The 19,920-nt window shown below is 68.7% G+C and carries 21 protein-coding genes; 16 read left to right on the top strand and 5 right to left on the bottom strand.

Going from position 1 to position 19,920, the window contains the following annotated elements:
• The first annotated feature begins 83 nt into the window (after nt 1–83).
• The 7 genes from mobA to QLQ85_RS13080 all read left to right on the top strand — a co-directional run bounded on the left by mobA (nt 84) and on the right by QLQ85_RS13080 (nt 5,340).
• Nucleotides 84–701, top strand: a complete 618-nt coding sequence (gene mobA, locus QLQ85_RS13110; protein ID WP_282739400.1) for a molybdenum cofactor guanylyltransferase MobA — start codon at nt 84–86, stop codon at nt 699–701.
• The gene (mobB, locus tag QLQ85_RS13105) at nt 698–1,291 is read left to right on the top strand and encodes a molybdopterin-guanine dinucleotide biosynthesis protein B (protein WP_282739399.1); all 594 of its coding nucleotides are present in this window, start codon (nt 698–700) and stop codon (nt 1,289–1,291) included. Before mobA ends, mobB begins: the two co-directional genes overlap by 4 nt.
• Entirely contained in the window at nt 1,288–2,544 is a 1,257-nt protein-coding gene (moeA, locus tag QLQ85_RS13100) for a molybdopterin molybdotransferase MoeA (RefSeq protein ID WP_282739398.1), read from the top strand. The genes mobB and moeA overlap by 4 nt, the downstream gene beginning before the upstream one ends.
• Nucleotides 2,545–2,554: 10 nt before the next feature.
• On the top strand, nt 2,555–3,370 hold the full coding sequence (moaC, locus tag QLQ85_RS13095; protein ID WP_282739397.1) for a cyclic pyranopterin monophosphate synthase MoaC: 816 nt from the start codon (nt 2,555–2,557) through the stop codon (nt 3,368–3,370).
• Between the two features lie 2 nt (nt 3,371–3,372).
• Complete coding sequence (moaE, locus tag QLQ85_RS13090; RefSeq protein ID WP_282739396.1) at nt 3,373–3,822, top strand: molybdopterin synthase catalytic subunit MoaE; 450 nt, start codon at nt 3,373–3,375, stop codon at nt 3,820–3,822.
• Nucleotides 3,823–3,824: 2 nt separating this feature from the next.
• Nucleotides 3,825–4,823 (top strand): GTP 3',8-cyclase MoaA, encoded by a 999-nt coding sequence (gene moaA, locus QLQ85_RS13085; RefSeq protein ID WP_282721773.1) that lies wholly within the window; start codon nt 3,825–3,827, stop codon nt 4,821–4,823.
• Between the two features lie 208 nt (nt 4,824–5,031).
• On the top strand, nt 5,032–5,340 hold the full coding sequence (locus QLQ85_RS13080) for an H-NS family histone-like protein (protein WP_282721774.1): 309 nt from the start codon (nt 5,032–5,034) through the stop codon (nt 5,338–5,340).
• A gap of 152 nt (nt 5,341–5,492) precedes the next feature.
• On the opposite strand, the gene QLQ85_RS13075 is transcribed toward QLQ85_RS13080, so the two are convergent.
• On the bottom strand, nt 5,493–7,088 hold the full coding sequence (locus tag QLQ85_RS13075) for a ribonuclease J (RefSeq protein ID WP_282739504.1): 1,596 nt from the start codon (nt 7,086–7,088) through the stop codon (nt 5,493–5,495).
• 230 nt (nt 7,089–7,318) lie between these two features.
• Between QLQ85_RS13075 and purU the strand changes: the two genes are divergently transcribed.
• Entirely contained in the window at nt 7,319–8,173 is an 855-nt protein-coding gene (purU, locus tag QLQ85_RS13070) for a formyltetrahydrofolate deformylase (protein ID WP_282739395.1), read from the top strand.
• Nucleotides 8,174–8,185: 12 nt separating this feature from the next.
• Nucleotides 8,186–8,857 carry an energy-coupling factor ABC transporter permease gene (locus tag QLQ85_RS13065; RefSeq protein WP_282739394.1) on the top strand — a complete coding sequence of 224 codons (672 nt, stop codon included), beginning with the start codon at nt 8,186–8,188 and terminating at the stop codon, nt 8,855–8,857.
• A gap of 29 nt (nt 8,858–8,886) precedes the next feature.
• Here the strand turns inward: QLQ85_RS13065 and dinB are convergent, their stop codons facing one another.
• Nucleotides 8,887–9,954, bottom strand: a complete 1,068-nt coding sequence (gene dinB / locus QLQ85_RS13060) for a DNA polymerase IV (RefSeq protein ID WP_282739393.1) — start codon at nt 9,952–9,954, stop codon at nt 8,887–8,889.
• A complete protein-coding gene (gene lexA, locus QLQ85_RS13055; protein ID WP_282739392.1) occupies nt 9,935–10,585 on the bottom strand; it encodes a transcriptional repressor LexA in 651 nt (216 codons plus the stop codon). Before lexA ends, dinB begins: the two co-directional genes overlap by 20 nt.
• 214 nt (nt 10,586–10,799) lie before the next feature.
• On the opposite strand from lexA, the gene QLQ85_RS13050 reads away from it, so the two are divergent.
• The 4 genes from QLQ85_RS13050 to QLQ85_RS13035 all read left to right on the top strand — a co-directional run bounded on the left by QLQ85_RS13050 (nt 10,800) and on the right by QLQ85_RS13035 (nt 13,805).
• Nucleotides 10,800–11,465, top strand: a complete 666-nt coding sequence (locus tag QLQ85_RS13050; RefSeq protein ID WP_102627980.1) for a TetR/AcrR family transcriptional regulator — start codon at nt 10,800–10,802, stop codon at nt 11,463–11,465.
• The gene (locus tag QLQ85_RS13045) at nt 11,465–11,983 is read left to right on the top strand and encodes a L,D-transpeptidase (protein ID WP_282739391.1); all 519 of its coding nucleotides are present in this window, start codon (nt 11,465–11,467) and stop codon (nt 11,981–11,983) included. Before QLQ85_RS13050 ends, QLQ85_RS13045 begins: the two co-directional genes overlap by 1 nt.
• A gap of 164 nt (nt 11,984–12,147) precedes the next feature.
• The gene (nagZ, locus tag QLQ85_RS13040) at nt 12,148–13,161 is read left to right on the top strand and encodes a beta-N-acetylhexosaminidase (RefSeq protein ID WP_282739390.1); all 1,014 of its coding nucleotides are present in this window, start codon (nt 12,148–12,150) and stop codon (nt 13,159–13,161) included.
• 65 nt (nt 13,162–13,226) lie between these two features.
• Nucleotides 13,227–13,805, top strand: a complete 579-nt coding sequence (locus tag QLQ85_RS13035; protein ID WP_282739389.1) for a hypoxanthine-guanine phosphoribosyltransferase — start codon at nt 13,227–13,229, stop codon at nt 13,803–13,805.
• 258 nt (nt 13,806–14,063) lie between these two features.
• On the opposite strand, the gene QLQ85_RS13030 is transcribed toward QLQ85_RS13035, so the two are convergent.
• Together QLQ85_RS13030 and QLQ85_RS13025 are read right to left on the bottom strand one after the other, a co-directional pair.
• The gene (locus QLQ85_RS13030) at nt 14,064–15,782 is read right to left on the bottom strand and encodes an AMP-binding protein (protein WP_282739388.1); all 1,719 of its coding nucleotides are present in this window, start codon (nt 15,780–15,782) and stop codon (nt 14,064–14,066) included.
• Nucleotides 15,783–15,823: 41 nt separating this feature from the next.
• Complete coding sequence (locus QLQ85_RS13025) at nt 15,824–16,276, bottom strand: MerR family transcriptional regulator (protein ID WP_205738659.1); 453 nt, start codon at nt 16,274–16,276, stop codon at nt 15,824–15,826.
• Between the two features lie 206 nt (nt 16,277–16,482).
• Between QLQ85_RS13025 and QLQ85_RS13020 the strand changes: the two genes are divergently transcribed.
• The 3 genes from QLQ85_RS13020 (at nt 16,483) to mmsB (ending at nt 19,791) form a co-directional block, all read left to right on the top strand.
• The gene (locus QLQ85_RS13020; RefSeq protein ID WP_282739387.1) at nt 16,483–17,649 is read left to right on the top strand and encodes an acyl-CoA dehydrogenase family protein; all 1,167 of its coding nucleotides are present in this window, start codon (nt 16,483–16,485) and stop codon (nt 17,647–17,649) included.
• Between the two features lie 20 nt (nt 17,650–17,669).
• Nucleotides 17,670–18,824, top strand: coding sequence for an enoyl-CoA hydratase/isomerase family protein (locus QLQ85_RS13015; RefSeq protein WP_282739386.1), 1,155 nt, complete (start codon nt 17,670–17,672; stop codon nt 18,822–18,824).
• Nucleotides 18,825–18,885: 61 nt separating this feature from the next.
• On the top strand, nt 18,886–19,791 hold the full coding sequence (gene mmsB, locus QLQ85_RS13010; RefSeq protein WP_282739385.1) for a 3-hydroxyisobutyrate dehydrogenase: 906 nt from the start codon (nt 18,886–18,888) through the stop codon (nt 19,789–19,791).
• The last annotated feature ends 129 nt before the right edge of the window (nt 19,792–19,920 follow it).

Here is a 19,920-nt window from a genome sequence, read left to right as displayed (position 1 = left end):
GGTGACATGGCACCACCCGCCCGGCTCAGGCATCATGGGGGATTGCAACACTCGATAACGAATCCGGGAGAGCAGGAGAGCCCATGATCACGCAAGGCGAACTCAGCGGCATGATCCTGGCCGGCGGCCAGGGGCGCCGCATGGGCGGGCGCGACAAGGGGCTCGAGCCCTTCGCCGGGCGCCCGCTGGTCGCCCATGTCATCGAGCGCCTGGAGGGGCGGGTGGCCGAGGTAATGATCAACGCCAACCGCCATCTCGATGCCTACCGGGCGCTGGCCGATCGGGTGATCATCGATGCCGAGGACGGTTTCCAGGGGCCGCTGATGGGCATCTACAGTGGCCTGCGTGCCGCTACCACACCCTGGCTGGTGGTGGCGCCCTGCGACAGCCCGGCACTGCCCGGCGACCTGGTCGCGCGGCTGGTGGCGGGTGTCGGAGGGGCCGATATCGCCGTGGCCCACGACGGCGAGCGGCTGCACCCGGTGGTGGCGTTGCTGCGCACCGCCCTGGCCGACGACCTGGCCGCGGCCCTGGCCGCCGGCGAGCGCAAGATCGACCGCTGGTACGCCCGCCATGCCTGGTGCGAGGTGGACTTCTCCGACTGTCCCGGGGCCTTCGCCAACCTCAACACCGACGACGAGAAGCGGCGCCTGGAGCAGGTCGTGTCGCACCGGGCGCACAAGGAGTCCCCGACCTCATGAGCCAGACCCGTCATCAGAGGCTGAACCTCGACGAGCGCCTGCCGCTGCTGGGCATCGCCGCCTGGAGCGGTACCGGCAAGACGACCCTGCTCGAGCGGCTGCTGCCGCGGCTCGGCGAACGCGGGCTGCGCGTCGCGGTGATCAAGCACGCCCACCATGGCTTCGACGTCGACCAGCCCGGCAAGGACAGCTACCGCCTGCGCCAGGCGGGGGCGGCGCCGATGCTGGTGGCCTCCCGGGCGCGGCTGGCGTTGATGATGGAGACCCCGGGCCGCGACGAACCCGACCTGGGGCAACTGGTCGAGATGGTGCGACTCCAGGCGCCGGACCTGGTGCTGGTGGAGGGCTTCAAGGCCTGGCCGTTGCCCAAGCTGGAGCTCTATCGTCCCGAGGTCGGCAAGTCGCTGCGGGTGGCCGAGGATCCCTGGGTCAAGGCGGTGGCGAGCGACTCGCCGCTGGCGCTGCCCGAAGGCGTCGAGGCGCTGGACCTCAACGATCTCGAAGCCATCACCGCCTGGATCGCCGCCTGGCCGTCGCGCTGGCCGGGGGAGCGGTTCCCGCGCGAGACCGCGGCGGAGACGACGAGATGACGCTCTCCTGCTTCGATCTCGGCGAACGGATGCTCTCGGTGGAGGAGGCCGGCGCGGCGCTGGCCGAACTGGTCGCCGGGCCGCTGCCGGCCGAGTCGGTGGCGCTGGACGCGCTGCACGGCCGGGTCCTCGCCGAGGCGATCACCTCGCCCCTCGACGTGCCCCAGAGCACCAACGCCGCCATGGACGGCATCGCCCTGGCCTGGCCGGCGTCGGGCCCCCGGCCCGAGAGCTGGCGGCGGGTCGGCCGGCTGTTCGCCGGGCGGCGCCACGCGACCCCGCTGGCGCCGGGCGAGTGCCTGGGCATCACCACCGGGGCGCCGCTGCCGCCGGGCGCCGATACCGTGATCATGCAGGAGCAGCTCGCGGTGCTGGACGATGAGCGGGTGGTCGTCGAGCACCCCGAGCGCGTCCGGCGTGGCCAGAACGTGCGCCGGGCCGGCGAGGACATCGCCCGCGGGGCGCCGGCGCTGGCCGCCGGTACCCGGCTGTCGGCGGCGGAGCTCGGCCTGCTGGCCTCCCTGGGGTTGGCCGAGGCGAGGGTGATTCGCCGGCCACGGGTGGCGATCTTCTCCACCGGTGACGAAGTCACCGCGCCGGGTGAGCCACTGCCCCCGGCCGGCATCTACGATGCCAACCGCTTCACCCTCCGGGCCCTGGTGGCGGAACAGGGCGGCGAGGTCCTCGATCTCGGCATCCTGCCCGATGACCGGGCCGCCCTGGTCGCCGCCCTGGACAGCGCCGCGAACCAGGCCGATCTGGTGATCACCAGCGGCGGCGTCTCGGTGGGCGAAGCCGATTTCACCCGAGCGGCCCTCGCCGAGATCGGTGAACTCGGCTTCTGGCGCATCGCCATCCGGCCGGGGCGTCCCCTGGCCTGCGGTCGCCTGGGCGAGCGCGGCGTGCCCTTCCTGGGGTTGCCCGGCAACCCGGTGGCGGTGATGGTCACCTTCCTGCGGTTCGTGGCACCCTTGATGGCCCGCCTGCTGGGGCGTGACGCCTGGCAACCGGCGACCCTCACCGCGCTGGCCGAGCATGAGCTCAAGAGCCGCGTCGGGCGCGTCGACTATCTGCGCGGCATCTACCGCTGCGACGGCCGGGGGCGACTCACGGTCGCCAGCACCGGCGCCCAGGGATCGGGCATCCTCTCTTCCATGGTCAAGGCCAACTGTCTGATCGAGCTCGCCGCCGACCGCGAGGTCGCCGCGCCCGGCGAGGCAGTCACCGTCCATCCTCTTCATCGACTTCCATGAGGCGCTTTCCATGTCACTGACCCATCTCAACGCCCGCGGCGAAGCCCATATGGTCGACGTCGCCGACAAGCCGGAGAGCCGGCGCGAGGCGAGTGCCTCGGGACGCATCCAGATGCAGCCGGCGACCCTGGCGCTGCTCGCCGAGGGCGGCCTGCCCAAGGGTGACGTGCTGGCCACCGCGCGCATCGCCGGCATCCAGGCCGCCAAGCGGACCCACGAGCTGATCCCGCTCTGCCATGCCCTGGCGCTGTCGAAGGTGGCCATCGACTTCCGCCTCGACGAGGCCGCCTCCTGTGTCGAGGTCACCGCGACCTGCCGCCTCAACGGCCGTACCGGCGTCGAGATGGAGGCGCTGACCGCGGTCTCCGTGGCCTGCCTGACCCTGTACGACATGTGCAAGGCGGTGGACAAGGAGATGGAGATCGGCGGCATCCACCTCGACACCAAGAGCGGCGGACGCTCGGGGGACTATCGCCGTGGCGACGCCGCCGTCGCACCGGTCGCCCCCATCGTCACCGGCGAAGGCAGTGCCGGCGAGGTCTCGGTGGGCAACCGTTGCGACACCGCCTCGCCCTGTGTGCGGGTCAAGTGCCTGGCCGAGTTGCGTGAGCGGCTCGGTGTCGGCGATCTTTCGGTGCCGTTCGACAGCCTGCCGAGTGCCGATGTGGCAGGCCTCAAGGCGGCACTGAAGGCGCTCGATTCCCGCTACTCCCTGCTCGACGAGGGGCGAGTACTGTGTGCGGTCAATCAGGTGATGTCCGCCGACGATACGCCGATCACCAACGAGGACGAGGTCGCCTTCTTTCCCCCGGTGACCGGAGGCTGAACATGATTCGTGTCCAGGAGGCGCCCTTCGACGCGGGCGTCGAACAGCAGGCGCTGCTGGCCGGGCGCACCGATATCGGTGCCGTGGTCAGCTTCACCGGACTGGTACGTGACTTCAACGAACGGCCCGAGGTCACGGCCTTGACCCTCGAGCATTACCCCGGCATGACAGAAGCGGCCCTCGACGATATCGTGACGGAAGCCGAGGCGCGATGGTCGCTCGATGGGGTGCGCGTGATCCATCGGGTTGGACGGCTCGCCCCCGGAGACCCTATCGTGTTGGTGGTGGTCGCCAGTGCCCATCGGCGTGCCGCCTTCGAAGCCTGCGACTTCATCATGGATTATCTCAAGACCCGCGCCCCGTTCTGGAAGAAGGAACACGCCACCGACGGCGATTACTGGGTTGCCGAGCGTGATTCGGATCACGCGGATGCCCACCGCTGGGAGACATGACGATGGCACTACCCGATGAGCTGATCGACGACTTCGGCAGGCGGGTGCGCTACGTGCGCATCTCGGTCACCGATCGCTGTGATTTTCGTTGCGTCTACTGCATGAGCGAGGAGATGACCTTCCTGCCCCGCGCCCAGGTGCTGACCCTGGAGGAGCTGGCGCTGGTGGCGCGGGCCTTCATCGAACTCGGGGTGGAGAAGGTGCGCCTGACCGGCGGCGAGCCCCTGGTGCGTCGCGATATCGACCGCCTGGTCGAGGACATCGGCGCGTTGCCGGGACTCCGGGATTTCGCCATGACCACCAACGGTGCGGGCCTTGGCAAGTATGCCCATCGTCTCCGCCGGGCCGGGCTCGAGCGGCTCAACATCAGCCTCGATTCGCTGGATCCCGAACGCTTCCGTCGCCTGACCCGTACCGGTGAGCTGGCCAAGGTGATCGAGGGAATCCACGCCGCTCAGGACGCCGGCTTCGAGCGTATCAAGCTCAATGCGGTGGTCCTCAAGGGGCGCAACGACGACGAGGTGATCGATCTGGTCGACTTCGCCCGCCGGGAAGGGCTCGACATCAGCTTCATCGAGGAGATGCCGTTGGGGGACGTCTCGGACCATAGTCGAGGCGAGACCTACTGCTCCAGCGACGACGTGCAGGCACTCATCGAGACGCGCCACGAGTTGATCCCCACCACCGAGACCACCCTGGGCCCGTCGCGCTATTTCCGCATGCCCGACAGCGACACCCGCGTCGGCTTCATTTCACCCCACAGCCACAATTTCTGCGCCACCTGCAATCGGGTCAGGGTGACCGTGGAAGGGCGCCTGCTGCTCTGTCTCGGCAACGAGCACTCGGTGGACCTGCGCGAGGTGCTGCGGCGTCATCCGGGCGATATCGAGATCCTCAAGGAACGCATCGTCGCGGCCATGGCACTCAAGCCGGAGCGCCATCACTTCACCACCGACGGCGATGTCCAGGTGGTGCGCTTCATGAACATGACCGGTGGCTGAACGTCGAATTCATTCGCTTCCCCTATCGAGACGGCGCCAGGTTGGCGCCGTCTTCGTGTCGGGATCCTGTCGAGGACTGACAACCATTGTCCGGCAGTTCGACGAAAATAATTGCACGTATTTTCTTGCCAAGACCCGAAGTGTGCATATACTTTTGACGTACAGTGTCATGAGTAACCTTTTCGTTAATTCGGCATGGAGGGGGCCAATGTCCAGCGAATCCCTGGAGCGCATCGCTCGCAACAAGAACGTGGCTCGCGCCGCGGCACGCCAGTTGAGCATGGAACAGCTCCATAAGCTGGCAGAGGTGATCGGTGAGGTCATCGAGCAGAAGAAGGATGAAGAGTTGCACCGTCAGGAAGAGGAAGCGCAGAAGGAGCGCAAGCTGGCCGAGATTCGCGAGGCGATCAACGACGCCGGCCTTTCGCTCGACGACCTGGTGTCCGAACAGCCGCGCCGCAAGCGCGGTCGTCCACCCAAGAACGCCAGCAAGGCCGGCAAGACCAGCAAGGCTTGAGACTGGCATAAGAGATGTCGTAAGCGACATCACCTCGATCGGCAAGGGTTGAGGGAACACGCCGGCAAGAGAAGCAGGACCAAGAGAGGCGAACCTTCGGGTTCGCCTCTCGGCATTTCAGGGCGTCAGGTGGGGACCGGGCGTCGGCACGCTCAGTCGAGGTCGCTCAGGCTGGGGGCCTCCACCGCCAGGATCTGCAGGTGAATTGCCGGGACGCGGCGCAGGTGATCGGCGAACCAGGCCAGCAGTTTCGGCTGCAGTGCCAGGCGCAGCTCGGCCAGGGTCTCGGCATGCAGCTCCAGCAGTTGCATGTCGAGCCAGTCGGTGAAGGCGTCCTCATCGAGGTGGCCGGTTTCGCTCGCATCGAGCATCAGTCGGCCGATGCGTGTCCAGCCGCGCGCTTCGGTGGCGGTGACCGAAAGTGCCAGGTAGAGGCTGCCATGGCGTGCGCGATTCGTCTCGCCGGCCAGGCCGGCTAGCGGCGTCACCGCGTCCTGACTGACGATGCAGGGCGGCTGCGGGTGGCGGGCCTCCAGGATCAGGCCGTCGCCATCCAGGCGAATCAGGTCGCCGTTGGCCGGGATCAAGGGCGCGCGGATGCCCAGCGTCTCGGCCAGTGCCTGGTGGGCCTGCTGGTGGCGGGGCTCGCCATGCACCGGCAGCAGGTGCCCGGGCTTCACCCAGCCGTAGAAGGTGCGCAGTTCGTCCTGGGCCGGGTGTCCGGAGGCGTGCAGTTCGGGGTGATTGAATTCGTCGAGCAGCGCGACGCCGAGGTGCTCGAGGCCCGCCTTGAGCCGCTGGATCAGCAGCTCGTTGCCGGGGATCGCCTTGGCCGAGAAGATCACGCTGTCGCCGTGGCCCAGCTCGAAGGTCGGATGGCGCCCCCGGGCCAGGCGATGCAGCGCGGCGCGGGGCTCGCCCTGGCTGCCGGTGGCGATCACCAGCACCTCCTGCGCCGGCAGATAGCCCAGGTCGCTCACCGGCACCAGCGGCGGGAAGTCGTCGAGGTAGCCGAGCCCGCGGGCCACCCCCACCATGCGCTCCATGGCACGTCCCATCAGGCTGACCCGCCGGCCACAGCGCTGGGCGGCGCGGCCGATGGCCAGCACCCGGGCCAGGTTGCTGGCGAAGCAGGAGACCACCACGCGTCCCTCGCAACGGGCGATGGCGCGTTCCAGGGCCACGGCGACCTCGCCCTCGCTGCGCGAATGGCCGGGCAGCGGTGCATTGGTCGAGTCGCCCACCACCAGGTCCACCGGCGCGATGGCCCGGAAGGTCGAGGCGGACACCGGTGCGCCGATCAGCGGCTCGGGATCGAGCTTCCAGTCGCCGGTGTGCAGCACCCGGTGGTCGCCGGTGGCGACCAGCAGTGCGCAGCTCTCGGGAATCGAGTGGGTCAGCGGCAGGTAGCGCAGGGTAAAGGGGCCGCACTCCAGGGCCTCGCCCGGCTCGATGACCCGGATGGCATCGGTGGCGAGGCCACGCGCGGCGAACTTGAGGCGCAGCAGGCCCGCGGCCAGTGGGGTGGCGTGGATCGGGCATCCCCAGGTCGGCCATAGCCAGGCGGCCGCACCGATATGGTCCTCGTGCCCATGGGTGATGATCAGCGCCTTGGGGGTGATGCCGAGCCTCACCAGGGTGTCCAGGTTGGGAACCTGCAGCGGGCTGTCGGGCAGGTCCTGGCGGATCATCATGCCGCAGTCCACCGCGATCCAGTGCGACTCGACGCCATAGAGGCTCAGGTTCATGCCGATCTCGCCGCAGCCGCCGAGGGGCAGGAAGTGCAGGGGAGGGCGGCGGCGAGGGCGAATCTGGACACGAGGCTGGGGCATCGGGAGGGTGCAAACCGTGGAAAGTATGCACTTCACTATACGGGATCGCCGCCAGGGGTCACAACGAAGGGGCCGTGCCGGCGGCCGCCGCTTTCGTTACAATGCCGTCCTCTTCCCGATTGTGTTCAGCCAGCGACGGTCATTCGATGTCACACTATTATCGCCTGGTGGTTTCCTGCCCCGACCGCGTGGGGATCGTCTCCCGGGTCTCCGGCTTCATCGCCGGTCACGGCGGCTCGATCACCGAGGCCAGCCAGCACTCCGACCTGCAGGCCGGCCGTTTCTTCATGCGCTACGAGATCCTCGCCGACTCCATCGGGATGGACGCGGCGGCCCTGCGCGAGGCGTTCGCCCCGGTGGCACGAGAGTTCGAGATGCAGTGGGCCCTGACCGATACCCGGCGCCGGCCGCGGGTGGTGCTGATGGTCTCCCGGGAGTCCCACTGCCTGGTGGACCTGCTCTACCGCTGGACGGCCGGCGAACTCGACTGCGACATCCCCTGCGTGATCTCCAATCACGAGGATCAGCGCGGCCTGGTGGAGTGGCACGGCATCCCCTACCACCACGTGCCGGTGCCCCCCGGTGACAAGACCGGCGCCTTCGCCGAGGTGCAGCGCCGGGTCGAGGAGGCGAGTGCCGACAGCGTGGTGCTGGCCCGCTACATGCAGATCCTGCCGCCGGCGCTCTGTGAGCGCTATGCCGGCCGGGTGATCAACATCCACCACAGCTTCCTGCCCTCCTTCGCCGGGGCCAAGCCGTATCACCAGGCCCATGAGCGCGGCGTCAAGCTGATCGGTGCCACCTGCCACTACGTCACCGAGGAACTGGACGCCGGCCCGATCATCGAGCAGGACATCCACCGGGTCAGCCACTGCCACACGCCGGGTGACCTGGTGCGCTTCGGCCGCGACGTGGAGAAGGCGGTGCTCGCGCGCGGGCTGCGCTGGCACCTGGAGGACCGGGTACTGATACACGGCAACAAGACGGTGGTGTTCGCCTGACGGAGGGCCGCGATGACATTCGCAGCACTCGTGATTTCGCCCTGGCTGCTGCTGGTCGCCTCCCTGGTGGCGCTGGGGGTGGTCGGCCTGGCGCTGGCCCAGCGCCCCTGGCGGGCCCTGCTCGCCGACCACGCCCTGCAGCATCGCTGGCTGGCGGCCACCGTGGCCGTCACGCTGTTGTGGCAGCTGCGCGCCCAGGCGGTGGACTGGCTGACCCTGCACCTGATGTTCACGGCCCTGCTGACCCTGGTGTTCAAGGCACCGCTGGCGCTGCTCTCCTGTCTGCTGGTCAACCTGGCGATGGTCGTGCTGGGCCGGGTCGCCTGGCCATTGCTCGGCGTCAACCTGCTGGTCACCGGGGTGGTCCCGGCGCTGGTGATGGTGCTGGTCTGGCGGCTCGTCGACCGGCGGCTGCCGGACCACCTGATGGTCTTCCTGTTCGTCTGCGGCTTCTTCGGCACCGCGCTCGCCACCTTGGCGGCGGGGCTCTCGGCGGTGGGCCTGATGGCCCTGGGGGCCAATGACCCCGAGGTCATGCATCAGGCGCTCGAGTATGCCCGCTTCCTGCCGCTGCTGATGCCCTCCGAGGCCTTCATCACCGGGATGCTGCTGAGCATCCTGCTGGTCTACCACCCCGACTGGGTGGCGACCTTCAACGACCACCGCTATATCGATACCAAGTAGCCTGGGTCGGCGCCAGTTTCCCCAGGGGCTCACTCGATGGGCAGGACCAGCTGGCGCCGCTGGGCCTCGGGCACCAGGCGGGCGCCGACGCCGAGCAGCCGCACCGGGCGGTGGCCCCTGGCCCAGGCCTGCTCGAGCAGGCGGGCATAGCTCTCCGGCGTGGGCAACAGGCCGCGGTGCTCCAGGGTGGTGAGACTGAAGTCGTCGAAGCGCACCTTGACGAAGATCCCCGCCAGCGGTGGGTGGCCGTGGCGGGCCAGGCGCGCCTCGAGGCGTTCGCACAGCGATGCCAGGGCGGACCGGCAGCTCGCCAGGTCCGGCAGGTCGCGCTCGAAGGTGGTCTCCGCGCTGATCGACTTGCGCTCCCGTTCGACGCGCACCTCGCGCTCGTCGATACCGCGGGAGAGTTCGAACAGCCGCCGCCCGAACTTGCCGAACTCCTCGAGCAGGCGCTCCAGCGGTAGCTCGCGCAGCTCCTCGCAGGTGGCGATGCCCAGGGCATCGAGCCGCGCCCCGGTGGCCGGCCCGACGCCGTGCAGCTTCTTGACCGGCAGGGACCTGACGAAGTCGTCGACCCGCGCCGGCGGGATCACCGTGAGGCCGTCGGGCTTGTCCCAGTCGCTGGCGATCTTGGCCAGGAACTTCGAGGGTGCCGCGCCCACCGAGACGGTGATGCCGGTGCGGGCCAGGCACTCCTGCTTGAGCCAGCGGGCCATCCAGGTGGCGCTGCCGGAGAAGCGCTCGACCGCGGTGACGTCGAGGAAGGCCTCGTCCAGCGAGAGCGGCTCCACCAGGGGCGTGAGCTCGTGGAAGATCGCCTGGATCCGGCGCGAGACCTCGCGGTAACGCTCGAAGTCGCCGGGCAGCAGGGTCAGCTGCGGACAGAGCCGCAGCGCCCGGGCGGTGGGCATCGCCGAATGGATGCCGAACGCCCGGGCCGGGTAGTTGCAGGTGGCGATCACCCCGCGCTTCTCGCGGCTACCGCCGATCGCCAGCGGGATGTCGCGCAGGCTCGGATCGTCGCGCATCTCCACCGCGGCGTAGAAGCAGTCGCAGTCGGCGTGCAGGATCTTGCGCTCAGCCGAGGGCCTGGCCATTACCACCGCGGATCACCCCAACCCCGATACCCTCGATCTCCAGCTCATGCTGGCGCAGGTCGACCACGATGGGGGCGAAGTCGGCGTTCTCGGCCGCGAGCGTGACCCGATGGCCGTGACGGTGGAAGCGCTTCACCGTCACCTCGTCCTCGAGGCGTGCGACTACGATCTGGCCGTCGCGTACCCGGTCGGTGCGGTGCACGGCGAGCAGATCGCCCTCGAGGATGCCCACGTCCTTCATCGACAGGCCGCGCACCTTGAGCAGATAGTCGGCGCGGGGAGTGAAGAACTCCGGAGGCAGCGGGCAGTAACGATCGATATGCTCGGCGGCCAGGATCGGACTACCCGCGGCCACCTCGCCGATGATCGGCAACCCCTGGGGGGCGGTCGTGTCACCTTCGGGGGCCTCGGGCTCCTGGGCGGGCAGGCGGATGCCACGGGAGGTGCCGGGAATCATGCGGATCACCCCCTTGCGCTCCAGGGCCCGCAGGTGCTCCTCGGCGGCGTTGGGGGAGCGGAAGCCCAAGGCCCGGGCGATCTCGGCACGGGTCGGCGGGTAGCCCAGCTCGCTGATGGTCTTGACGATGAAGTCGTGGACGTTCTGCTGGCGCGGGGTCAGGGGGCGTGTCATACGGCCTCCGGGTGGCGGTGGGGGGCGATCGGGAGTCCGGATCATCCTGGCATTGGTCAAGTATACAGCATGGAAGTTCATCCAGTAAAAGGCCGGCAATCCCGGGATGCGTTTGAAACACCGCTGGTCGGTTTAGCGTTGAGGGGGAGGGCTTGGCTGACGTACAATCCTGTTACGTTTAAAACAACTGTTTCCAATCAGGATGTCATCGCTCATGGCCCAGACCGATACCGTCACGCGGATCCTCGATACGGCCGAGGTGCTGTTCGCTGAGCGCGGCTTCGCCGAAACGTCGCTGCGCAACATCACCAGCAAGGCCAGGGTCAACCTGGCGGCTGTCAACTACCATTTCGGCTCCAAGAAGTCGTTGATCCAGGCCGTCTTCTCCCGTTATCTGGACCCCTTCACCGAGCGCTTCCACCTCGCCCTGGACGAGCTCGAGGCCCACTATGCGGGGCAGGTGATCCCCCTCGAGGTGCTGCTCGAGACCATGGCCCGCACCGTGCTCGAGGTGCCGGCCGAGCGCAACAGCCTCAAGGTGTTCATGCGGCTGCTCGGGCTCGCCTACAGCCAGGCCCAGGGCCACCTGCGCCGCCATATCCAGGAGGAGTACGGCAGCGTCTTCACCCGCTTCAGCGAGCTGGTGCGCCTGGCCACCCCGGACCTGCCCGATGTCGAACGCTTCTGGCGGCTGCACTTCGTGCTGGGTACCGTCATCTTCACCCTCTCGGGGCTCGATGCGCTGCGCGATATCGCCGAGAAGGACTACGGCGAGCATACCTCGGTGCGTGATCTGATCCGTCGCCTGCGTCCCGTGGTGGTGGCGGCGATGAACGCGCCGCTGCCCGAGCCCGCCCAGCCCAGGGCCGAGGCGAGCTGATGCGCACCCCGCGGCTCGACGATCTGCCTCCCGCGCGGGGCCACTGGCTCGAGATCGATACCACCGCTCAGCGGCTGGTGGTGTGGCGCGAGCGCGAGCCACTGGCCGACTACCCGGTCTCCACCGGGGCCGCCGGCACCGGGCAGCGCGAGGGCAGCGGCCAGACCCCACTGGGCTGGCACTACGTGCGCGCCGCCATCGGAGCCGGCGAGCCGCCCGGCGCCGTGTTCCGCGGTCGTCGTCCCACCGGCGAGGTGTTCTCGCCGGCGCTGGCCGCCGGCCACCCGGGGCGCGACTGGATCCTGACCCGTATCCTCTGGCTGTGCGGCCTCGAGCCCGGCCACAACCGCGGGGGTGACGTCGACTCCCAGCGCCGCTATATCTATCTGCACGGCACACCGCCCGACCAGCCCATGGGCGAGGCCCGCTCCCACGGCTGCATCCGCCTGCGCGATGCCGACCTGCTGGCCGTCTTCGCGCTGGCCGTCCCCGGCACGCCGGTGTGGCTGCACGATTGAGCGGAGCCTCCAGGACAATCGCAGTTGGACTTGACGAGGGGCGCCGGGTACAGGTCGATGAGGAGGGCGGCCTGCAATACCCTTGGCTGAGCCACCCGCCGCGGCTGTCCCGGCGGGTGACTTTGGTCTAGAATCTGCCCCCTTCCACGCCAAGGAGCACGACCATGACCCAGACCCTCGGCCCGGTGATGCTGGATCTGGAAGGGCCTCGCCTGACACGCGACGAGCGCGAACTGCTCGCGCGCCCGGAGGTCGGCGGCGTGATCCTGTTCGCCCGCAACACCGAGTCGGCTGACCAGGTCCGCGCGCTGTGCAGCGAGATCCGCCGGGTCCGTCCCGAACTGCTGCTGGCGATCGACCAGGAGGGGGGGCGGGTGCAGCGCCTGCGCGACGGGGTCACCCGTCTGCCCGCCATGGGGCGGCTGGGGCGCGACTTCCCCGCGCTGCCGGAGGTGACCGTTCGCCTCTGCCAGGACACCGGCTGGTTGCTCGGCATGGAGATGGCGGCCTGTGGCCTCGATCTCAGTTTCGCTCCGGTGCTGGACGTCGACGGCGGGCTCTCCACGGTGATCGGCGATCGCAGCTTCTCCGCCGATCCCCAGGCCGTGGCGGCGATGGGGGGCGCCTTCGTCGCGGGGTTGCACGAGGCCGGCATGGTGGCGGTGGCCAAGCACTTCCCGGGCCACGGCGGGGTGGCGGCCGACTCCCACCACGCGCTGCCGGTGGACGAGCGACCGCTCGACGAGCTGCGCCGCCACGACCTGGTGCCCTTCGCCGCGCTGGCCTCACGCCTCGACGCGGTGATGCCGGCCCATGTGGTCTATTCCGCCTTCGATCCTCGCCCGGCCGGTTTCTCCCGGGCCTGGCTGGGGATGCTGCGCGAGAGCCTGGGGTTCAAGGGCGTGATCTTCTCCGACGACCTGAGCATGGCCGGTGCCCATACGGCCGGATCCCCCGCCGAGCGCGCCCAGGCGGCCCTGGCCGCCGGCTGCGACATGCTGCTGGTGTGCAACGACCGCGCCGCGGCGCTGGAAGTGCTCGATGCCTGCCAGGGGAGAGTCTCCCGGCGCCTGCTCAAGCTGCGCTACGGCCGCGCCCGGCCCGACCTCGCCGCCCTGGGGGCGCTCTCCCGCTGGCGCCGCGTGCATGCCCGCCTGGAAGCCATGGCGGCCCACTGAGGCCAGGCGCCCTGGTGGCTCCCCGACAGTTCTACCTCCACACGCCGACCGCGAGCCGATATCCGATGCCCAAACTCGACGCCGATGTTCACCAGTCGCTCTCCGACATGCGCGACATCATGGACAATGCCGACTGCCTGATCTCCCAGGACGAGGTCGAGCGTGCCCTGGACCGCATGGCCGACGAGATCACCCGCGACCTCGGCGACAAGCTGCCGGTCTTCTACTGCGTGATGAACGGCGGCCTGATCACCACCGGCCACCTGTTGACCCGGCTCGGCTTCCCGCTCGAGGTCGACTACCTGCACGCCACCCGCTACCGCGGCGGCCTGCGCGGCGGCGAGCTGTTCTGGCGCGTCTCGCCGGAGATCCCCATGGCGGGTCGGCACGTGGTGATCGTCGACGACATCCTCGACGAGGGCGCGACGCTCGCCGCCATCCTCGACTACTGCCGCGAGGCCGGGGCGGCGAGCATCGCCACCGCGGTGCTGGTCGACAAGCAGCACGCGCGCAAGGCGGTGCCCGGGCTCAAGGCCGACTACTGCAGCCTGGAGGTGGTCGACCGCTACGTCTTCGGTTTCGGCATGGACTACAAGGGCTACTGGCGCAACGCCCCGGGGATCTTCGCGCCGAAGGGGTTGTAGGCGGGGGAGCAGGGCACAGGGCGACAGCCGCCCGGGTCGGGGTGATTCCCTCTCAGGGGGCAGATCCCAGAGCGGCCGCCGCCAGCGCTGGGAGGCCCTAGGGGGTCAGACCCCGGCGGTGTCGAATCCGCTCGCCACGTGCACGATGGCAAGCCTGGCAACTCGGCTGGGGTCTGACCCCCTAGGGGCGGGCCTCGGCGCCTTTATTCGGCGAATGTGCCGCCATCATCGAGAAATTCGTGGGGAGACCCCATTGCGTCAGGCCAGCCCCAGCTCGTGGGTGGCTTCCTCGCGCATCTTGAACTTCTGGATCTTGCCGGTGACGGTCATCGGGAACTCGTCGACGAACTTCACGTAGCGCGGGACCTTGTAGTGGGCGATCTTGCCCTTGCAGAAGTCCTTGAGCTCGTCGGCGGTGAGGGACTCGCCCTCGCTCAGCTTGACCCAGGCCATCACCTCCTCGCCGTACTTCTCGTCGGGCACGCCGATCACCTGGACGTCGGAGATCGCCGGGTGGGTGTAGAGGAAGTCCTCGATCTCGCGCGGATAGATGTTCTCGCCGCCGCGAATGATCATGTCCTTGATGCGGCCGACGATGGCCACATAGCCCTCCTCGTCCATGGTGGCGAGATCGCCGGTATGCATCCAGCCGGCGCCGTCGATGGACCTGGCGGTGGCCTCCTCGTTTTCCCAGTAGCCGAGCATCACGCTGTAGCCGCGGGTGCACAGCTCGCCGGTCTCGCCGCGGGGCACTACGGCGCCGGTCTCGGGGCTGACCAGCTTGACCTCCAGGTGGGGGTGGATGGTGCCCACCGTGGTCACGCGCTTCTCCAGCGGGGCATCGGTCTGGGTCTGGAAGCTCACCGGGCTGGTCTCGGTCATGCCGTAGCAGATGGTGACGTCCTGCATGTGCATGCGTTCGATCACCTTGCGCATCACCTCGATGGGGCAGATCGAGCCGGCCATGATGCCGGTGCGCAGGCTGGAGAGGTCGTAGCTCTCGAAGTCGGGGTGCTCGAGCTCGGCGATGAACATGGTCGGCACGCCGTAGAGGGCGGTGGCCTGCTCCTCGGCCACGGCGCGCAGGGTCGCTTCCGGGTCGAAACCGTCACCGGGATAGATCATGGTGGCGCCGTGGGTCATGCAGCCGAGGTTGCCCATCACCATGCCGAAGCAGTGGTAGAGCGGCACCGGGATCACCAGCCGGTCCTGTTCGCTGAAGCCCATGGTACGGGCGACGAAGAAGCCGTTGTTGAGGATGTTGTGGTGCGACAGCGTCGCGCCCTTGGGGGCGCCGGTGGTGCCGGAGGTGTACTGGATGTTGATCGGGTCGTCGAACTGCAGGCTGGCCTGGACATCGGCCAGGTGGTCGGCGGCGACCTCGTCGGCGTGGGCCAGCAGCCCCTGCCAGCTGAACATGCCGGGAAGCGCGCGGTCGGCGTCGAGGCAGACCACCCGCTTGAGCTCCGGCAGCATGGCACAGGAGAGGGTGCCCGGGGCCAGCTCGCTCTTGAGCTCCGGGGCCAGCTCGTTCTTGAGCTCCGGGGCCAGCTCTGCCAGCGTGGCCACATAGTCGGAGGTCTTGAAGGCGCCCTGCAGGATCAGCGTCGAGGCGCCGGACTGCTTGAGGGCATACTCCAGTTCGTGGGTACGGTAGCTGGGGTTGATGTTGACCAGGATGGCGCCGATCTTCGCGGTGGCGAACTGGGTGATGGCCCACTCGGCGCAGTTGGGCGACCAGATACCGACCCGCTCCCCCTTGCTCACGCCCACCGCCAGCAGGGCGCGGGCCGCCCGATCCACCGCCAGCTGCAGCTCGGCCCAGGTGTAGCGCAGCCCCTGGTGAAGGCTGAGCAGGGCGTCGCGGTCGGGGAAGCGGGCGACGGTGTCGTCGAAGCAGTCGCCGATGGTCTGGCCCTTCAGGGGGGTGTCGCTGATGCCACTGACGTAGCTGGTCGGAGTGTATTGGCGTGTCATGTTTTCCCGTCTCTTGTTGTTGCAATAGTGGTGCAAGAGCGTCAGCTGCCGGTCGACTCCGTCTCCAGGCTGGCCAGGACATCGCGGGCGCGGCTCTCCACATCGTCGAGCTCGCGGTGCATCAGGCGAATGTCCTCCAGCTGGCGCTCCAGGTTGGCCCGCTTGTCGGCGAGGATCTCGAGCAGGCGCTTGAGCTGACGCGCATTGCCGTCGGGCATGGCGTCGTACATCTCCACCACCTCGCGGATCTCGGCCAGCGAGAACCCCAGCCGCTTGCCGCGCAGCGTCAACTTGAGGCGTACCCGATCCTTCTCGTGGTAGATGCGGGTCTGGCCGCGGCGTTCCGGCGCCAGCAGGCCTTCCTGCTCGTAGAAGCGGATGGTCCGTGGCGTCACCTCGAACAGCCGGGCCAGTTCGCCGATCGTATAGGTACGACGCTGTCGGGTCAGGCCGCCGTTGGGCGGCTCCATAGCGTCCGCTGTGCGCTTGCTCATGGGTGTTTTCCTTTATATTGGCGGGCAGGGGCGCCGCCGCCGCCATATACCCGCTACACTAGCCGAGGTTTACGTTAACGTAAAGTGCTTGTCGACCATGGGGTGATGTGTGATAAACCTAGCAAGTGCTAGGTTGGTTGCTAGGCCGGCACGCAACGATGACGACGCACGCCACCCCCCCACACTGCCGAGACGAGGATACCTTCATGGACTTTTCCCTGACCGATGATCAGAAGGCGTTGAGCCAGGCGGCCGCCGACTTCGCCAGGGTCGAGTTGGCCGATCATGCCGCCGAGTGGGACGCGACCTCGCATTTTCCAGTCGACGTCATTCGCCGAGCCGGGGAGGCCGGGTTCCTCGGCATCTACATTCCCGAAGAGCGCGGTGGCCTGGGGCTCTCGCGCCTGGATGCCTCGCTGATCTTCGAGCAACTCTCCCAGGGCTGCATCTCGACCACCGCCTATCTTACCATCCACAACATGGTCGCCTGGATGGTCGCCAGCTGGGGCAGCGAGGCGCTGCGCGAGCAGTGGGTCGATCGCCTGATCAGTGGCGAGTGTCTGGGCTGCTACTGTCTCACCGAGCCGGGCGCGGGCTCCGACGCCGCCAGCCTCAGGACCCGGGCGGTGAGGGAGGGGGATGACTATGTGATCAGCGGCTCGAAGATGTTCATCTCCGGTGCCGGTGCCAACGACGTGCTGGTGGTCATGGCGCGCACCGGCGAGCCCGACAGTGGGGCGGGGGGTATCTCGGCGATCCTGGTGCCGGCCGATGCCGAGGGCATCGGCTACGGCAAGAACGAGGAGAAGATGGGCTGGAAGAGCCAGCCGACCCGCCTGGTCAGTTTCGATGGCGTGCGCGTGCCGGTGGGCAATCGCCTGGGCGCCGAGGGCGAGGGCTTCAAGCTGGCCATGAAGGGGCTCGACGGTGGCCGCCTCAACATCGCCAGCTGCTCCCTGGGCGCGGCCCAGCACGCCCTCACCCTGGCCCGCAACTACCTCGGCGAGCGCAAGCAGTTCGGCCGTGAGCTGTCGAGCTTCCAGGCGCTGCAGTTCAAGCTCGCCGACATGGCCACCGAACTCGTCGCGGCGCGGCTGATGGTGCGTCAGGCCGCCTGGCGGCTCGACCAGGGCGATCCCGAGGCCACGGCTCACTGTGCCATGGCCAAGCGCTTCGCCACCGACATGGGCTTCACCGTCTGCAACGAGGCCCTGCAGCTCCACGGCGGCTACGGTTACCTCAAGGAGTTTCCCCTGGAACGCATGGTGCGCGACACCCGGGTGCACCAGATCCTCGAGGGAACCAACGAGATCATGCGCGTGATCGTCGCCCGCCGGCTGCTGGCCGACGGCGTCGTCGAGTCGCTTCAATAGCCAACAGGAGAACAACGGAAATGTCGGATCTTGCAGTGATCTTCGACGAGCTGCCGACCCGTGACGGCGGGCGCATCGGAGTCGCCACCCTCAACGCCGCGAAGTCGCTCAATGCCCTGTCGCTGGAGATGATCCGCCAGCTCGAGGCCAAGCTCGAGGCCTGGGCGGTGGATCGCAGCGTGGTGGCGGTATGGCTCGAGGGCGCCGGCGACAAGGCGTTCTGTGCCGGCGGCGACGTCGTGGCGCTCTACCGCTCGATGACCGAGGAGGGCGAGAACCGCGGCGCCGGCCGCGACAGTGTCTTCGCCGAGACCTACTTCAGCGCCGAGTATCAACTCGACTACCGCATCCATACCTACCCCAAGCCGCTGCTGGTGTGGGGCGACGGCATCGTCATGGGCGGCGGGCTCGGCCTGATGGCGGGCGGCTTCCACCGCCTGGTCACCGAGACCACCCGCATCGCCATGCCCGAGATCACCATCGGCCTCTATCCCGACATCGGCGCCAGTTGGTTCCTGGGCCGCATGCCGCGCGGCGTGGGGGCCTACCTGGGGCTCACCGGTGCCCAGCTCAATGCCCGCGACGCCCTCGACCTGGGCATGGCCGACCGCTTCGTCCCCCGCGTGCGCCGCGAGGCGCTGCTCGGCGCCCTGGAGGAGGCCGACTACGGCCAGCGCACGCCCCGCGACCTGCGCGCCGGCGTCCAGGCGGTGCTCAACGACATGGAGGATCGCTCCCAGGCCCCCGCCGGCCAGGTATGGCCGCATCTCGATCATCTCCAGTCGCTGGTCGGGCATGTGGATGCCGCCACCGCCGTCAGGCGCATCCTGCGCGACGAGACCGACGACGCCTGGCTGGCCGCCAACCGGGCGCGACTCGAGGCCGGCTGTCCGATGAGCGCCCAACTGGTGTGGCGCATGCTCGAGCGCCACGCCCACACCAGTCTGGCCGACGCCTTCCGCGACGAGCTGAGCCTCTCGGTGCAGTGCTGCCGCCGGGGCGAGCTGGTCGAGGGCGTGCGCGCCCTGCTGATCGACAAGGACAAGGCCCCTCGCTGGCGGCATGCCGACGCGGCCAGCGTCCCCGAAGAAGACATCCTGGCGCTGATGACGCCGCTGTGGTCCGACGCGGCGCATCCGCTGCGCGACCTCGGCACGGGACATCGCATCGGCTGACGCGCGGCCGGACCCCTACACTTCATAACGAACACGCCACAATGAACTCGGGAGCAACGCCATGAACATCGCCTTTATCGGCCTCGGCAACATGGGCGCGCCCATGGCCACCAACCTGGTCAAGGCCGGCCACCGGGTCTGTGTCTTCGACCTGGTCGAGAGCGCCATCCAGGCCCTGGAAGCCGAGGGCGCGACACGCGCCGAGAGCGCCGCGGCCGCCACCCGTGGCGTCGAGGTGGTCATCTCCATGCTGCCGGCCGGCGCCCATGTTCGCGGGCTCTACCTGGGCCGTGACGGGGCGCCGGGGCTGCTCGACGCCCTGCTGGGCAAGCCGCTGATCATCGACGCCTCGACCATCTCGCCCGAGGACGCCCGCATCGTCGGGGCCGCCGCCGCCGAGCGTGGCCTGACCTATCTCGACGCCCCGGTCTCCGGCGGGGTGGGGGGCGCCAAGGCCGGCACCCTGACCTTTATCGTCGGTGGGTCGGTGGAGGGGTACGCGCAAGCGAAGCCGGTGCTCGAGACCATGGGCAAGAACATCTTCCATGCCGGCGAGACCGGCGCGGGGCAGGTGGCCAAGATCTGCAACAACATGCTGCTCGGCATCCTGATGAGCGGCACCGCCGAGGCGCTGGCGCTGGGCGTCAAGAACGGCCTGGACCCCGCGGTGCTCTCCGAGATCATGAAGCAGAGCAGCGGCGGCAACTGGGCGCTCAACGTCTACAACCCCTGGCCCGGGGTGATGGAGGGGTCGGCGGCCTCCCGCGACTACCAGGGCGGCTTCCTCACCGACCTGATGGCCAAGGACCTCGGCCTGGCCTGGGAACTGGCACTGGGCTCGAAGTCCACCGTGCCCATGGGCTCCCAGGCACGCAACCTCTTCGCCCTGCACAGCGCCCAGGGCAACGGCGGCCTGGACTTCTCCAGCATCCAGACCCTCTACCGCGCCGGCGAGGATAAATCCTAACCCCGCCTTGGGGTCAGACCCCAAAATCCGCTTAGGGGTCTGACCCCAAAATCGGCTTTGCCCTGGCCTTTGGCAGGGCGCCGCGAAACGGGCACCCTCGGGTGCCCGTTTACGTTGGTGTCCTGTCCA

The organism is Halomonas kalidii (assembly GCF_030010475.1).
Classification (GTDB): domain Bacteria; phylum Pseudomonadota; class Gammaproteobacteria; order Pseudomonadales; family Halomonadaceae; genus Halomonas; species Halomonas heilongjiangensis.
This window is presented reverse-complemented; position numbering and strand designations above follow the sequence as displayed.